Below are 14,611 nucleotides of genomic sequence, written 5' to 3' on the forward strand. Positions count from 1 at the left end.
GGCGGGCGGCGAGGCAGCATGGACGGGTGACGCAGACGTTCGAGCGGGTGAGCCGGCTGGTGGGGGCCGGGGGTGTGGTGGTGCTCAGCGGGGCCGGGTTGTCCACCGAGTCGGGCATCCCGGACTACCGGGGGCCCAGCGGCGCGGCGCGCCGGCACACCCCGATGACCTTCCAGGCGTTCACCCGTGACCCGGTGGCCCGGCGGCGCTACTGGGCGCGCAGCCACCTGGGTTGGCGCATGATCGCCCGGGCGGCGCCCAACGACGGGCACCGGGCGGTGGCGCGGTTGCAGGCCGCCGGTCTGCTCGACGGGATCATCACGCAGAACGTCGACGGCCTGCACGCCGCCGCCGGCGCCACCGGGGTGATCGAGCTGCACGGCCGCCTCGACGAGGTCACCTGCCTGGACTGCGGCAACCTGACCTCCCGCGACGAGTTGGACCGGCGGCTGCGCGAGGCGAACCCGGGTTTCGACGCGCAGGTGGCCCGGGTCAACCCCGACGGGGACGTGGACCTGCCCGACGCGGCGGTCGCCGGGTTCCGCACCGTCGACTGCGGCATCTGCGGCACCGGGATGCTGAAACCGGACGTGGTGTTCTTCGGCGAGAGCGTGCCGGCGCCGCGGGTCGCCGACTGTTTCGCCCTGGTCGAGCGGGCCCGGGCGCTGCTGGTGCTGGGCTCGTCGCTGACGGTCATGTCGGGGCGCCGGTTCGTCATCCGGGCCGCGAAGCGCGGCATTCCCGTCGCGATCGTCAACCAGGGGCCGACGCGCGGCGACGGGCACGCCACCGTCACCCTCGACGCGCCGCTGGGGCCGACGCTGACCGCGCTGGCGGGCCGGGTCGCGCCCGCGCCGGCACCGCCGGTGGTGGCGGGCGTCACCCCGCTCGGCGCGCAGCCCACGGCTGTGTGAGGCCACCGCGCCCGGGGTACGACATGAGCCGGAAACATGGTCGCTGGTAGCGTTGACCATGCCGGTACCACCCACGCGGGAGAGACCGCCCGGGAACATCCCGGACGGCGCCGAAGGGGCAGATTCTCCCCGGAACCTCTCAGGCAAAAGGACCGCGTGGGCAGGCACTGTGGAGCGCGTCAGCGCGACTCAGGGGGAGGCCGCCTTGTCGACCTCGCCCCCACAAGGAGCGCCGCGCATGACCGCAGAGCAGTTCGCCGACCGGCACATCGGTCCCGGCCCGGACGATGAGCGCCGGATGTTGGAGGCCGTCGGGTACAGCTCCATCGACGAGCTGATGGACGCCGCGATCCCCGAGGTGATCCGCTGGCACGGCACCCTGGACCTGCCGGCCCCGGCCAGCGAGCGGGAGGCCCTGGCGGAGCTGCGGGCACTGGCGGCCGGCAACACCGTCGCCGTGTCGATGATCGGCCTGGGCTACCACGGCACCCACACGCCGGGCGTCATCCGCCGCAACGTGCTGGAGAACCCGGCCTGGTACACCGCGTACACGCCGTACCAGCCGGAGATCAGCCAGGGCCGGTTGGAGGCGCTGCTGAACTTCCAGACGATGGTGACCGACCTGACCGGGCTGGCCACCGCGAACGCGTCGATGCTCGACGAGGGCACCGCCGCGGCCGAGGCGATGACCCTCGCGCGCCGCGCGTCGAAGAGCAAGAGTCCGGTGTACGTCGTCGACGCCGACACCCTGCCGCAGACCCTCGCGGTGATCACCAGCCGGGCCGAGCCGCTCGGCATCGAGGTGCGGGTCCTCGACACCGACCGCGACGAGCTGCCGGGCGAGTTCTTCGGCCTGCACCTGCAGTACCCGGGCGCGTCCGGGGCGGTGCGTGAGCACGCGGCGCTGATCGAGGCGGCGCACGCGGCCGGGGCGCTGGTGTGCGTAGCGGCGGACCTGCTGGCGTTGACGCTGCTGCGGGCGCCGGGCGAGATCGGCGCGGACATCGCCGCCGGCACCACCCAGCGGTTCGGGGTGCCGATGGGCTTCGGTGGGCCGCACGCCGGCTACCTGGCGGTGCGCGCCGGCCTGGAGCGGATGCTGCCCGGGCGCCTCGTCGGCGTGTCGCGTGACGCCGACGGCAACCCGGCGTACCGGCTGGCGTTGCAGACCCGCGAGCAGCACATCCGGCGGGAGAAGGCGACCAGCAACATCTGCACCGCGCAGGTGCTGCTGGCGGTGATGGCCGGCATGTACGCGGTCTACCACGGCCCGGACGGGCTGCGGGAGATCGCCCGGCGTACCCATGCCATGGCGGCGCGGCTCGCGGCCGGGCTGCGCGCCGGTGGGGTGGCCGTCGCCGACGGCGCGTTCTTCGACACGGTGACGGCGAGCGTGCCGGGCCGGGCCGCCGAGGTGGTCGCGGCCGCCGCCGCGCGCAACGTGAACCTGCGGCTGGTCGACGCCGACCGGGTGGGGATCTCCTGCGACGAGACGACCACCGACGCGCACCTGGGCGCGGTGTGGGCGGCGTTCGGCGTCGACGGCGTCGACGCCGACGTCGACGCGGCGCTGCCCGACGCGCTGGCGCGCACCAGTGACTTCCTCACCCACCCGGTGTTCCGCAGCCATCACTCGGAGACGGCGATGCTGCGCTACCTGCGCCGGCTGGCCGACTTCGACTACGCGCTGGACCGGGGCATGATCCCGCTGGGCTCGTGCACGATGAAGCTCAACGCCACCACCGAGATGGAGGCGATCACCTGGGCGGAGTTCGCGCACCTGCACCCGTTCGCGCCGGACGCGCAGACCGCCGGGTACCGGGAGCTGATCGGGCAGCTGCAGGCGTGGCTGGCGGAGGTGACCGGCTACGACGCGGTCAGCGTGCAGCCCAACGCCGGTTCGCAGGGTGAGCTGGCCGGGCTGCTGGCGATCCGCGCGTACCACCGGCAGCGGGGTGAGGGGCACCGTGACGTGTGCCTGATCCCGTCGTCGGCGCACGGCACGAACGCCGCGTCGGCGGTGATGGCCGGCATGCGGGTGGTCGTGGTCGGCTGCGACGTCGACGGCAACGTCGACCTGGTGGACCTGGACGCGAAGATCGACAAGCACCGGGACGCGCTCGCCGCGATCATGGTGACGTACCCGTCGACGCACGGGGTGTACGAGACGGGCATCGCGCAGTTGTGCGCGAAGGTGCACGACGCCGGCGGTCAGGTGTACGTCGACGGGGCGAACCTCAACGCGCTGGTCGGGTTCGCCAAGCCGGGCCGGTTCGGGGCGGACGTGTCGCACCTGAACCTGCACAAGACGTTCTGCATCCCGCACGGTGGTGGTGGTCCCGGGGTGGGGCCGGTGGCGGTGCGCGCGCATCTGGCGCCGTTCCTGCCCGGTGACCCGGTCGGTGCGCGCGCCGAGGGCGCCCCGGCGATCTCGGCGGCCCGCTACGGGTCGGCGGGGATCCTGCCGATCCCGTGGGCGTACCTGCGGATGATGGGCGCGGCGGGGCTGACCCGGGCGACCGGGGTGGCGGTGCTGGCGGCGAACTACGTCGCGGCGCGGCTGCGGCAGCACTTCCCGGTGCTGTACGCCGGCAACAAGGGCCTGGTGGCGCACGAGTGCATCCTGGACCTGCGGCCGTTGACGAAGGCGACCGGGGTCAGCGTCGACGACGTGGCGAAGCGGCTGATCGACTACGGCTTCCACGCGCCGACGATGTCGTTCCCGGTGGCCGGGACGCTGATGGTGGAGCCGACCGAGAGCGAGGACCTGGCCGAGCTGGACCGGTTCTGCGCGGCGATGATCGCGATCCGGGCGGAGATCGACAAGGTGGGGTCGGGGGAGTGGCCGGCGGGGGACAACCCGCTCGCGAACGCTCCGCACACCGCGGCGATGGTCTCGGGCGACGAGTGGCCGCATCCGTACCCGCGGTCGGTGGGGGCGTACCCGGCCGGGGTGGACCGGGCGGGTAAGTACTGGCCGCCGGTGCGGCGCATCGACGGCGCGTACGGCGACCGGAACCTGGTCTGCTCGTGCCCGTCGCCGGAGGCGTTCGAGGACTGACCGGGGGGCGCGTGCCGGGGCGGTCGTCAGTGGCCGCCCCGGGGTGGGTTCGTCGACCTGGGGAGGGGGCGGCGCCGGTGGGCGCTAGCCTGGGTCGACGGCGCACGCTGCGCTCACGCAGCGTGCAGGGGTCAGGCGACGAGGGCGTGTCGGGCGGGACCGCGGTGCGGGGCGATGCTGCTGCCGTCGGGGAGCAGCTCGCCGGTGTCCTCGAAGACGATCACCCCGTTGCAGAGCAGGCTCCACCCCTGTTCAGGGAAGCAGGCGATGACGCGGGCGGCTTCGCGGTCGGTCGCGTCGGCGGAGGGGCAGGTGGGTAGGTGCTGGCACATCGGGTTCTCCGGACTGTGGGGGCACTGTGTCATGGTTCACATGACCAGTGACGCACAGTACCAAGCGAAACCGCGCGGCATCGAGCAAGGTTACGACTTGTTTCCCGAAGATGGGCTGAACGGATGAGGCGGTACGGCCCGGACGGCTTGGAAGCGCTCCCACAGAGGCCGGTCGACGTGCCGGGGGCGCCCACCGAGTGTCGGCACCGGCTCACCGAACGTGCCCGCCTGCAGTGGTGGCCCACCGACGGCGGCGACCCGGCGGCCCTGGCCGAGGAGTTCCTCGCCGCCCACGGCATCGCCCTGCACGACCTGGCGCGTCCCGCCGCCGGGCAGCACCACGGTGACGCGGTGTGCGGGGCGGCGGTGTACCTGTCGGCGGCCGCCGGGGCGCTCGCCGTCGGCGCGCCACCCGGGGCGCCCACCCCGGCCCCGGCCCTGCCCGAACTCGTCGTGGTGGTCTACGCACACGCCCGGCGGCCCGCCGGGCCGCCACCCGCCCCCGGCGGCTGGTGGCTGGGGGACTGGCACGACAGCTGGAGCGCCACGCAGCACGCCGACGCCGTGCGGGCGGTCCGCCGCGCCATCGCGCGCGGCGAGGTCTACCAGGTCAACCTCGTCGGGCACGCCGCCGCCGCGTACACCGGCGACCCGCTGCCGGCGCTGGCCCGGCTGGCCGCGCTGCCCGGCGCCCGCTACGGCGGCACCCTCGCCGGCGACGGCTGGGCCATCGGCTGCGCCTCCCCGGAGACGCTGATCGCCCTGGAGCACGGCCGCCTGGTCACCCGCCCGATCAAGGGCACCCGCCCGGCCACCGCCGCCGGCCGTGCCGAGCTGCTCGCCTCGGCCAAGGAACGCGCCGAACACGTGATGATCGTCGACCTGGAACGCAACGACCTGGCCCGCGTCGCCCGCACCGGCTCCGTGCGCGTCGACGAGCTGTTCGCCGTACGCCGCTGGTGCGACCTGTGGCAGGCCGAGTCGACCGTCAGCGCGGTCCCCGCCGACGGGCTCGGCCTGGCCGCGCTGCTGCGCGCGCTGTGCCCCGGCGGGTCGGTGACCGGCGCGCCGAAGCTGGCCGCGCTGGGCCAGGTCGCCGCCCTGGAGCCGGTCGGTCGGGGCGCCGGCATGGGCGCGCTCGGCTGGGTCGCGCCCGGGCGCATCGACCTGGGCCTGACCATCCGCACCGCCGCCGCCGACGCCCACCGGCTGCACCTGTGGGCCGGCGGCGGCATCACCTGGGGCAGCGACCCGGCCGCCGAGGTCGCCGAGGCCGCCGCCAAGGCCGCCCCGGTCCGCGCGCTGCTGCGCCACGGCTGAGCGCCGCGCGGCCGGCAACGCGCCGGGGGCGGTGGGTGGGCGCGGCCGGCCCGGTAACCGGCGGATAGCCTTCCGGGCATGACTATGCGCCCGATCCGGATCATCGGCGACCCGGTGCTGCGGACCCCCAGCGAGCCGGTGACCAGCTTCGACGCGGAACTGCGCGCCCTCGTGCAGGACCTGATGGACACCCTGCTCGGCGCGCCCGGGCGCGCCGGCGTGGCCGCCCCGCAGATCGGGGTGAACGCGCAGGTGTTCGTCTACGACGCCGACGGCCACCGGGGTCACCTGATCAACCCGACGCTGCAGCTGTCCGAGGAGTCCCAGGACGACGACGAGGGCTGCCTGTCCATTCCCGGGCTGTACTTCCCGACCCGCCGCGCGCTGCACGCCACCGCGCACGGCGTCGACCAGCACGGTCAGCCGCTGACCATCTCCGGCACCGGGTTCCTGGCCCGCGCCCTGCAGCACGAGACCGACCACCTGCACGGGCGCCTGTACGTCGACACGCTGCGCGGCGACGCCCGCCGTCGGGCGCTGCGCGAGATCCGCGCCGGCCGCTTCCACTCGCCCGGCCGCCAGGGCTGAACGCCGGCGCGACCCGCTCCCGCCCGGTCGGACCGACGCCGACGCACCCGGCCCCGGCGCGCGGGCGGGGTGAGCGCCGTCACGGCCGCCGGCGCAGCCCGCACTCGACGAAGTCGGCGACCGCGGTGAAGCCGAGGCGCTGGTAGAGGCGCACCGCGGCGGTGTTGTCGGCGCGCACGTTCAACGTCACGTGCGCCACGCTGTCGCGCAGCCGGGCGCAGAGCGCGGCGACCGCCGCGCCGGCCAGGCCCCGCCCGCGCAGCCTCGGATGGGTGGTGACGTTGCCCAGGGCGGCCACCCGCCAGGTCGGCGACCACACGTGCACCCCGGCGACGGCCACCAGCTCGGCGCCGTCGCGGATGCCCACGTACTGGCCGGTGTCGATCATGCGCGGGTCGAACCAGTTCTGCGGATAGGCGGCGGCGTACAGCGCGTGCAGCGCCGGCAGGTCGGTGCGGTCGAGCACCTGCCCGGCGGGGGCGACGCGGGCCAGCCGGGCCGGGTCGGTCAACGCCATCCGCAGGTGCGGCGCGGGGTCGTCGCGCTCGTACCACCGGGCCAGGGTGGCGTCCAGGCCGGGGGACAGGTGCGCCCACAGCCGGGCCGGCAGCACCGGCGCGAGGTCGCTCAGCAGGGCCGCCAGGTCGTCGGTGCGCGGCGGTGGCGCGAACGCCAGCAGGGTCGGCAGGTCGACGCCGTGGTAGAGCAGCGCCACCTGGTCGTCGCGGCGGTACCAGGACGTGTACGGCCAGAAGAAGTCGTCCAGGTCGCCCAGCTGGTAGGCGTGCAGCACCGGGTCGCGGCCCAGCAGGTCGGCCAGGACGGCACGGTCGTGCTCGGCGCGCACCGCCATCGGTTCAGCAGCCGCCCTGGTCGGTGGGCAGGTTCTCGTCGGCCCAGTGGGCCAGCGCGTCCAGCGCCGGCAGCAACGCCACCCCGCGCTCGGTCAACTGGTAGCTGACGCCCACCGGCGGACCCTCGCGCACGGTGCGCGAGACCAGGCCCACGCGGCACAGCTCACCGAGACGGTCCGACAGCATCGACTCGCTGATGCCCGGCAGCGCGCGGCCCAGCTCGGCGAAACCGGCCGGACCGTGGGCGAGGGTGCCCAGCAGCACCCCGTTCCACCGCTTGCCGAGGAACGCGAAGGCGCGGCCCAGCCCCCGGGCGCACGCCCGGGGCGCCCCGTCGGCGTCCGACCTCACTGTCACCGCTCCATCGTACGCGCTACCCTTCACCCTCGAAGGCACTATTAAAAAGCTAGCCCCTCCCGTGGTGGGAGTGGCTGTCGTCGAGCGAGGACCCCCATGAGCGACCTGATCACCCTGCACCCCGACGCGCAGGCCCAGCTGTTCACCGACGCCCGCACCGCCAACACCTTCACCGACGAGCCCGTCAGCGACGCGCAGCTGCGCGCCATCTTCGAACTCGCCAAGTACCCGCCCACCGCCGCCAACACCCAGCCCCTGCGGGTGCTGATCATCCGCGACGGCGAGCCCCGCGAGCGGCTGCTGGCCCACATGAGCGAGGGCAACCGCGCCAAGACCGCCAGCGCCCCCGTCGTGGCCGTCCTCGCCGCCGACACCGACTTCCACGACACCATCCCGCGGGTCTTCCCGATCCGCCCCGAGATGCGCGACGGCCTCGCCGCCGACCCCGTCGCCCGTGAGCGGATGGCCCGCTTCAACGCCACCCTGCAGATCGGCTACTGGCTGTTCGGCGTCCGCGCCGCCGGCCTGGCCGCCGGCCCGATGGCCGGCTTCGACGCCGACGGCCTCGACAAGGAGTTCTTCGCCGACAGCAGCTGGCGGTCCCTGCTGGTGGTCAACATCGGCCACCCCGGCCCCGACGCCTGGTTCCCGCGCCTGCCGCGCCTGGACTACGACGAGGTCGTGCGGCACGCCTGAGCCGCACCGCTCACCGCGCCGACCACTGGTCGTAGCCCAGCTTGGCCACCAACGCCAGCACCACGACCAGCAGCACCACCCGCACGAAGCCGGAGCCGCGCCGCAGCGCCATCCGCGCGCCCAGCGCGGCTCCGGCGACGTTGCACACCGCCATCGCCGCACCCAGCAGCCACCACACGTGACCGGTCGCCGCGAACACCACCAGCGCCCCCAGGTTCGTGCCCGCGTTGACCACCTTCGCCATCGCCGAGGCGTGCACGAAATCCGCCCCCACCAGCGCGGTGAACGCCAACACCAGAAACGTCCCGGTCCCCGGACCGATCAGACCGTCGTACAGGGCGACACCCAACCCGGCCACCGCCACCGCCACCGCGATCCGCGCCCGGGTACGCCGCGCCGGCTGCGCCACCGTGCCCAACCGCGGCCGGGTCAGCACGAACACCGCCACCGACACCAGCACCACCAGCACCACCGGCCGGTACGCCCCGGCCGGCACCAGCCCCGCCAACGCCGCCCCCAGACCCGCGGTCAGCACCGCCAGCCCCGCCGCCGGACCCGCCACCGCCCAGTCCAGCTTCGTGCGCCGCGCGTACGTCAGCGCCGCCGTCGACGTACCGAAGATCGCCGCCAGCTTGTTCGTGCCCAACGCCGTCGCCACCGGCACCCCCGGCGCGGCCACCAGCAACGCCGGCAGCAACAACAGCCCACCGCCGCCCACCACGGCGTCCACCCAGCCCGCCACCGCGGCCGCGGCCAACAGGGTGCTCAGCGACAGAGGATCCACGGGCCGCCATTCTTCCCACCACCGGCACGCCCACGAGCCACCCTGTGGCCAGACTCACCGGCCACGCCGCCGCCGCAGCCACAGACCCACCCACGCCACCGCCACGAACACCAGCACCGAACAGAGCAACGCCTTCAGCACCCGGCAAGCCTGCCACGCGGACGTAGGGTGGGCAGGTGCGCCTGGCCACCTTCAACCTGCTGCACGGTCGATCCCTCACCGACGGGCTCGTCGACCCCGACCGGCTCAGCGCCGCCGTCACCGCCCTCGACGCCGACGTGCTCGCCCTGCAGGAGGTCGACCGCGACCAGACCCGCAGCGGCAACCTCGACCTCACCGCCATCGCCGCACGCGCCCTCGACGCCCCCGCGCACCGCTTCGCCGCCGCCGTCGTCGGCACCCCCGGCGAACAGTTCCGCCCCCTCACCCACGACGACGACGGCCACGGCGAACCCCTCTACGGCATCGGCCTGATCAGCCGCTACCCCGTACGCACCTGGCAGGTCACCCGGCTACGCCCCGCGCCCGTAAGATCCCCGATCTACGTACCCGGACCCGGCGGTGGACTCGTGCTGCTGCGCGACGAACCCCGCGTCGTGCTCGCCGCCGTCCTCGACACCCCCCACGGCACCCTCACCGTCGCCGCCACCCACCTGTCCTTCGTCCCCGGCTGGAACATCCTGCAACTACGCCGGGTCGTACGCGCCCTGCGCGCGCTGCCCGCCCCCCGCATCCTGCTCGGCGACCTCAACCTGCCCGCCGGCCCCGCCGCCCTGCTGTCACGCTGGCGGCCGCTGGGCCGCCGCCCCACCTACCCCGCCGGACAACCCCGCGTCCAACTCGACCACATCCTCGCCGACCGGCACGGCCACGACCGGCTACCACCCGTCACCGCCGTCGACACCCCACCCTCGGTGATCTCCGACCACCGGCCCCTCGTCGTCGACCTCGGCTGACCCACCCACACCGCCGCCAGGGCGAGCGCCGGCGCGTACATTCACCTGCGACCCGCCCGCCACCCCGCCCGCACCGAGGTGACCCGATGATCCGTACCGTCACCCCAGCCGACACCCCCGCGGTCGTCGCCCTCGCCGTCGACGCCGGCCTGTTCACCGCCGACGACGCCGGCATCGTCGAGCAGATGATGGCCGACCACTTCACCACCGGCGCCGACGAAGGACACACCTGCCTCGTCGACGAACACGACGGACAGCCGGTCGCGGTGGCCTACTACCAGCCCCGGCCCGCCACCGACCGCACCTGGGAACTCACCATGATCGGCGTGGCCCGCGACCACCACCGCCACGGCCTCGGCGCCCGCCTGCTGCACGCCGTCGAGACCGACCTGCGCGCCCGCGACCAAAGGCTGCTGCTCGTCGAGACGTCCGCCACACCCGCCTTCGCCGCCGCCCGCGCCTTCTACCTGGCCTGCGGCTACCACGAGGAAGCCCGCGTACGCGACTACTACCAGGCCGGCGACGACATGGTCCTGTTCCGCAAGGCACTCACCGCCCCCTGACCCGGCCGGCACGCCGACCCCCGCCACGACCGTACAGCCGACTGTCAGCCACCACCCGGTCAATCCACAGCCACGGCCCGCATCATCAGCGCAGCCACCCCACCGGCTGCGCCGTTCCCCGCCGCCGGCACCGACCCCGGGGTGACGATGGGCGCGACGACGGGAGACCACAGGTGTCGCTCACCGGCATACCGCTGCTCGCCCTGGCCGCGGCCACCACCATCGCCCTCGCCTGCGCCACCGCCTACACCTGGCGCCGCGCCCGCCGCGCCCGGCTGCCGCTGCGCGTCACCGCCATCCTGCTCACCGAGACGCTCACCCTGCTCACCCTCGGCCTGGCCGTCAACCGGCAGGAGCAGTTCTACACCTCCTGGACCGACCTGCTGGACAGCGGCGCACACGCCAGCACCGGCCACGACGAACGACCCGGACGACTCGACCGGTGGCTCGCCCACCACGACACCGACCCCGACACCCCGAGCACCTTCGCCTGGAAACCCACCGGCTGGCAAAACTGGCAGCTGACCGAAGCGCCCACCGTCGTCGTACCCGCCGGCTACCTACGCCACCCCGACTGGCGCTACCCCGCCGTCGTCGTCGCCGCCGACGACGACCGCTGGAGCGCCGCCGAGGAACGCGACGCCGCCCGCGCCACCACCGCCGCCGGCCCCGCCATCCTCGTCTTCACCCACCCCGCCGACACCGTCGAACCCGGCGTCCTCGCCGGCGCGCTACCCCTGAGCCTCACCCGCGACCTACGCGTCACCGGCCACAGTTGGGCCCTGGTCACCACCACCCGCCGCCAGAACCTCGCCCACGCCGTCGTGCACGCCGCCCCCGACCGCTACCCGGCGCTGGCCCTCGTCGACGACACCCGCACCCCACCCGCCCCCGGCCCCGACCTGCCCACCGGCGAAGCCGTCGCCGCCACCGGCCCCACCACCGGCCGACACCCCACCCGCCTCGACCCCGGCGGCCCAGGCCGGGCCCTGCCCGCCGCGCTGCGCTGGGCCTGCCAGCAGACCCCACCGCCACTGGCCGCGCCCGCCCCGCTCATCCCACCCGCACCGCGCCCACACCACCCCCACCGGCCCCACCCCACCACCACCATCACCACGACCACGACGGCAGGCAGCCATGTCACCCGACAGCCTTCCCGCTGAACTCACCGCGGCCGCGCTCGCCGTCGCCGCCGCCACCCTCCTCGCCGCCTGCTGGGACACCCGCACCGGCTGGCAACGGCACACCGTGCGCGCCGGCACCGCGCTGCTCTGCCTCGCCACCACCGCCCTGGCCGGCCTCAGCTGGGCCAACCGGCAGAGCGCCACCTACACCACCTGGTCCGACCTGCTCGGCCACCCCGACACCGCCACCAGCGCCGTCGCCGCCGGCACCGGCGACGGCCACCACGGCCGCGTCGTCACCGTCACCGTCCCCGGCACCGCCAGCGGCCTCAACCTGCCCATGTACGTCTACCTGCCCGCCGCCTACGACACCCACCCCGACCAACGCTTCCCCGTCATCGAAACCCTGCACGGCTACCCCGGCTCACCCGCCGGCTGGCTGCAGAGCCTCGACGCCCCCGCCCACCTCGACCGCGAGATCACCGCCGGCCGGATGGCACCCACCGTCGTGCTCTTCCCCTACCAGACCCCCGACACCATGCTCGACACCGAATGCCTCGACCTCGTCCACGGCCCCCACGCCGAAACATTCCTCACCACCGACGTACCCGCCTGGGCCACCACCCACCTGCGCGTACGCGCCGACCGCAACGCCTGGGGCCTCACCGGACTCTCCGCCGGCGGCTACTGCGCCACCAACCTGCTGCTCAAACACCCCGACCGGTACGCCGCCGCCGCCAGCCTCTCCGGCTACGCCGACCCCGGCATCACCGTCGGCGACGGCAGCGAACACACCGTCAACGACGACCTCTGGCGGCTACGCCACCTCCCGCGCCCCGCCGTCGCCCTCTACCTGTCCTGCGGCCGCACCGACCACCACGCGCTACGCGACACCCGCGCCCTCAGCCACCTCGCCGGCGCACCCATCACCCTCACCACCAGCTACATCGACGGGGGCGGCCACAACCCCGCCACCTGGCGCGCCGTCGAGGCCACCGCCTTCGACTGGCTCTCCACCTGGCTCAGCCGCCCCCGCACCGACCTCACCCCAACCCGGCCGCCCGCTGCGCCGCCCGCACCGCGTTCCGGAACAACATCGCCACCGTCGTCGGACCGACCCCACCGACCCGGGGGGTGATCGCCCCCGCCACCTCGGCACACGACTCGTCCACATCCGGCAACAACCGCCGGCCCTCGTAACGCACCCCACCACCGACCACCACCGCGCCCGCACGCACATGCTCCGGCCGCACGATCCCCGGCACCCCCGCCGCCGCCACCAGGATCTCCGCCCGCCGCGTGTACCGCGCCCAGTCCGGCACCCCGGTGTGCACCACCGTCACCGCCGCGTTCGCCGTCGGCCGCTTCTGCGCCAACAACATCGCCAACGGCCGCCCCAACGTGGCACCCCGACCCAGCACCACCACCTCCCGACCCGCCACCGGCACCCCGTGAAACGCCAACAACGCCTCGATACCCGCCGGCGTACACGGCAACGGACCCGGCAACCCCAACGCCAGCCGACCCATGTTCACCGGGTGCATCCCGTCGACGTCCTTGTCCGGATCCAGCACCGCCAACGCCCGGTCGTAGTCCAGATGCCCCGGAATCGGATGCTGCACCAACACCCCGTGCACCCCGGAGTCCCCGTTGAAGTCCGCCAGCACCGCATGCAGATCCGCCTGCGACGCCGACGCCGGCAGATGCACGTGCGGCGACGCGAAACCCAACTCCGCCGCCTGCCGCTGCTTGATCCGGATGTAGCCCGCGCTCGCGTCGTCGTCACCCACCAGCACCGTCGCCAACGCCGGCGTCACCCCCGCCGCGCGCAACGCCGCCACACCCTCGGCGACCTCCGCCAACACCTGCTGCGCCACCGGCCCACCCGGCAACAACCGCGCCGTCGCACCCGAAGAAGACATGACCCACCCTCGACCGCGGAGGCCCAGGCGGTCGACCCCCGCGACGAGCTCCCCGATGGTTCACCCATCCCCGTGCCGCCAGTCGCGTCCCCGCTCAGCCTGCCACACCCCGCGACACCACCGCATCCGCCACCGCCGCCCACCCCGGCAACGACCCCAGCACCGCCGCCGACCGCCCGCGCCGCAGCGCCGCCGACCCCACACCCAGATCCGCCACCGCCGCCTCGAACGCCGGCCGCAACACCCGCTCCCGCTCCGGCGCGTCCACCGCCAGGATCGCGTGACACCGCGCGAACGTCACCACCACCCAGAACATCGCCTCCCGGTGCGCACCCGCCGCCACCAGCTCCGCGCCACCGTCCACCACCACCGGCCGCCCCACCGCCGTCACATCCGCGCTGAACGCGAACCCGGTACGCGCCACCCGCGCCGCCTCGTCGAACGTCACCGCCAACGCCGCCAGATGCTCCCGCACCCGCCCCGGACCCACCCCACCACCGTCCAGCGACGCCAACAGCTGCGGATACCGCGCACCGAACCCGCACGCCGTCAACGCCTCCCGCGCCCGCACGTACCGCCGCCGCACCGTCGGATCCCACCCCGCCGCCACCACCGGCAGCAACGCCAACACCGACGTCGGGAAGATCCACGCCAACACCTGCTCGTGCAACGGCCCCGCATCGACCAGCCCCGCCAACCCCGACTCGACCCGCCGCAGCACCCCCGCACACCGCCGCCGCACCCACACCGGGTCCGCATAGCACGCCGACACCCGCTCCCGTACCGCCCCCAGCCGGCCCGTCGGATCCACGATCACCGTGTCCGTCCGGAACATCGGCGCGAACACCCACGACCCCAACACGTCCTCCGGCGTACCCAGGTCCGCCCAGGACACCTCACTGACCTCCAGCAACACCCCCCGGTGCCGGAACTTGCCCAGCTTCACCCCCGGACCGTCGCGCACCAGCAGCACGTCCACGTCCGACGACACCGGCAGCACCGCCTCGTCCGGCAACCCCACCGTCGAGCCGCTGAAGAACGCCCCCTGCACCGACGGATCCCGCCGCGCCCGCTCGCGTACCCAGTCGACCGCCACCGCCCGCGCCGCACCCACCCGCATCCGGCCGATGCTGCCACCTA

15 protein-coding genes and 2 riboswitches are annotated in these 14,611 nt (G+C 74.4%); of the genes, 9 read left to right on the top strand and 6 right to left on the bottom strand.

The features are described 5' to 3' along the window. The first annotated feature begins 26 nt into the window (after positions 1-26). Entirely contained in the window at positions 27-914 is an 888-nt protein-coding gene (locus GA0070611_RS07820) for an NAD-dependent protein deacetylase (protein ID WP_091659986.1), read from the top strand. 66 nt (positions 915-980) lie between these two features. Further along, positions 981-1,079, top strand: a riboswitch (glycine riboswitch). Between the two features lie 73 nt (positions 1,080-1,152). Then, entirely contained in the window at positions 1,153-3,975 is a 2,823-nt protein-coding gene (gcvP, locus tag GA0070611_RS07825) for an aminomethyl-transferring glycine dehydrogenase (protein ID WP_091659990.1), read from the top strand. Between the two features lie 131 nt (positions 3,976-4,106). On the opposite strand, the gene GA0070611_RS07830 is transcribed toward gcvP, so the two are convergent. After that, complete coding sequence (locus GA0070611_RS07830; protein WP_091659995.1) at positions 4,107-4,307, bottom strand: DUF5999 family protein; 201 nt, start codon at positions 4,305-4,307, stop codon at positions 4,107-4,109. A gap of 123 nt (positions 4,308-4,430) precedes the next feature. Here GA0070611_RS07830 and GA0070611_RS07835 point away from each other — a divergent pair, with 123 nt between their 5' ends. After that, positions 4,431-5,627, top strand: coding sequence for a chorismate-binding protein (locus tag GA0070611_RS07835; protein WP_091659998.1), 1,197 nt, complete (start codon positions 4,431-4,433; stop codon positions 5,625-5,627). Between the two features lie 78 nt (positions 5,628-5,705). After that, positions 5,706-6,215 carry a peptide deformylase gene (gene def, locus GA0070611_RS07840; RefSeq protein ID WP_091660001.1) on the top strand — a complete coding sequence of 170 codons (510 nt, stop codon included), beginning with the start codon at positions 5,706-5,708 and terminating at the stop codon, positions 6,213-6,215. Between the two features lie 79 nt (positions 6,216-6,294). Here def and GA0070611_RS07845 read toward each other — a convergent pair whose 3' ends face one another. Both GA0070611_RS07845 and GA0070611_RS07850 read right to left on the bottom strand, forming a co-directional pair. After that, positions 6,295-7,068, bottom strand: coding sequence for a GNAT family N-acetyltransferase (locus GA0070611_RS07845; RefSeq protein ID WP_091660004.1), 774 nt, complete (start codon positions 7,066-7,068; stop codon positions 6,295-6,297). 4 nt (positions 7,069-7,072) lie between these two features. Beyond that, the gene (locus GA0070611_RS07850) at positions 7,073-7,426 is read right to left on the bottom strand and encodes a winged helix-turn-helix transcriptional regulator (RefSeq protein WP_091660008.1); all 354 of its coding nucleotides are present in this window, start codon (positions 7,424-7,426) and stop codon (positions 7,073-7,075) included. A gap of 96 nt (positions 7,427-7,522) precedes the next feature. Here GA0070611_RS07850 and GA0070611_RS07855 point away from each other — a divergent pair, with 96 nt between their 5' ends. Further along, positions 7,523-8,122: a malonic semialdehyde reductase gene (locus GA0070611_RS07855; protein WP_091660013.1), complete on the top strand. Its 600-nt coding sequence runs from the start codon at positions 7,523-7,525 to the stop codon at positions 8,120-8,122. A gap of 10 nt (positions 8,123-8,132) precedes the next feature. On the opposite strand, the gene GA0070611_RS07860 is transcribed toward GA0070611_RS07855, so the two are convergent. Beyond that, a complete protein-coding gene (locus GA0070611_RS07860) occupies positions 8,133-8,906 on the bottom strand; it encodes a sulfite exporter TauE/SafE family protein (protein WP_091660017.1) in 774 nt (257 codons plus the stop codon). A gap of 176 nt (positions 8,907-9,082) precedes the next feature. Between GA0070611_RS07860 and GA0070611_RS07865 the strand changes: the two genes are divergently transcribed. The 4 genes from GA0070611_RS07865 to GA0070611_RS07880 all read left to right on the top strand — a co-directional run bounded on the left by GA0070611_RS07865 (position 9,083) and on the right by GA0070611_RS07880 (position 12,687). Then, the gene (locus GA0070611_RS07865; protein ID WP_091660022.1) at positions 9,083-9,862 is read left to right on the top strand and encodes an endonuclease/exonuclease/phosphatase family protein; all 780 of its coding nucleotides are present in this window, start codon (positions 9,083-9,085) and stop codon (positions 9,860-9,862) included. 86 nt (positions 9,863-9,948) lie between these two features. Further along, complete coding sequence (locus GA0070611_RS07870; protein ID WP_091660027.1) at positions 9,949-10,425, top strand: GNAT family N-acetyltransferase; 477 nt, start codon at positions 9,949-9,951, stop codon at positions 10,423-10,425. A gap of 173 nt (positions 10,426-10,598) precedes the next feature. Further along, positions 10,599-11,588, top strand: coding sequence for a hypothetical protein (locus tag GA0070611_RS07875; RefSeq protein ID WP_091660029.1), 990 nt, complete (start codon positions 10,599-10,601; stop codon positions 11,586-11,588). Next, positions 11,563-12,687 (top strand): alpha/beta hydrolase, encoded by a 1,125-nt coding sequence (locus tag GA0070611_RS07880; protein ID WP_091660034.1) that lies wholly within the window; start codon positions 11,563-11,565, stop codon positions 12,685-12,687. Before GA0070611_RS07875 ends, GA0070611_RS07880 begins: the two co-directional genes overlap by 26 nt. Here the strand turns inward: GA0070611_RS07880 and GA0070611_RS07885 are convergent. Then, complete coding sequence (locus GA0070611_RS07885) at positions 12,593-13,471, bottom strand: bifunctional 5,10-methylenetetrahydrofolate dehydrogenase/5,10-methenyltetrahydrofolate cyclohydrolase (RefSeq protein ID WP_091660038.1); 879 nt, start codon at positions 13,469-13,471, stop codon at positions 12,593-12,595. The two genes, GA0070611_RS07880 and GA0070611_RS07885, sit on opposite strands and share 95 nt — an antisense overlap. Before the next feature lie 14 nt (positions 13,472-13,485). Then, a riboswitch (ZMP/ZTP riboswitch) is annotated at positions 13,486-13,567 on the bottom strand. Further along, the gene (locus GA0070611_RS07890) at positions 13,566-14,591 is read right to left on the bottom strand and encodes a hypothetical protein (protein WP_091660042.1); all 1,026 of its coding nucleotides are present in this window, start codon (positions 14,589-14,591) and stop codon (positions 13,566-13,568) included. (Overlaps the previous riboswitch by 2 nt.) Positions 14,592-14,611 lie beyond the last annotated feature (20 nt).

It is taken from the genome of Micromonospora auratinigra, from assembly GCF_900089595.1.
GTDB classification, from domain to species: domain Bacteria; phylum Actinomycetota; class Actinomycetes; order Mycobacteriales; family Micromonosporaceae; genus Micromonospora; species Micromonospora auratinigra.